This window comes from Enterobacter sp. BIDMC 29 (assembly GCF_019378755.1).
In the GTDB taxonomy this organism is placed as follows: domain Bacteria; phylum Pseudomonadota; class Gammaproteobacteria; order Enterobacterales; family Enterobacteriaceae; genus Enterobacter; species Enterobacter ludwigii.
Genome location: NZ_CP080000.1, coordinates 2,215,842 through 2,216,087, shown reverse-complemented (window position 1 = coordinate 2,216,087; position 246 = coordinate 2,215,842). Strand labels below are relative to the sequence as shown.

Below are 246 nucleotides of genomic sequence, written 5' to 3'. Positions count from 1 at the left end.
CAATAGACGGAACAGATAACGTGAAAATTCTTGTGACGGGTGGAGCAGGTTTTATCGGCTCAGCGGTGGTACGACATATTATCAAAAATACCCAGGACGACGTCGTCAATGTGGATAAGCTCACCTATGCTGGTAACCTTGAGTCGCTTACTGACGTTAGCGATAGCGGTCGATATGTCTTTGAGCGTGCGGACATTTGTGACAAAGCTGCTATGGACCGTATCTTCGCTGAGCATAAACCTGATG

1 protein-coding gene is annotated in these 246 nt (G+C 47.2%); it reads left to right on the top strand.

What is annotated here, in order from left to right:
* Window positions 1-20 precede the first annotated feature (20 nt).
* Window positions 21-246, top strand: a 226-nt coding sequence (locus JTA15_RS09975; RefSeq protein WP_219373184.1) for an NAD-dependent epimerase/dehydratase family protein, incomplete at its 3' end; no start/stop codon positions are given.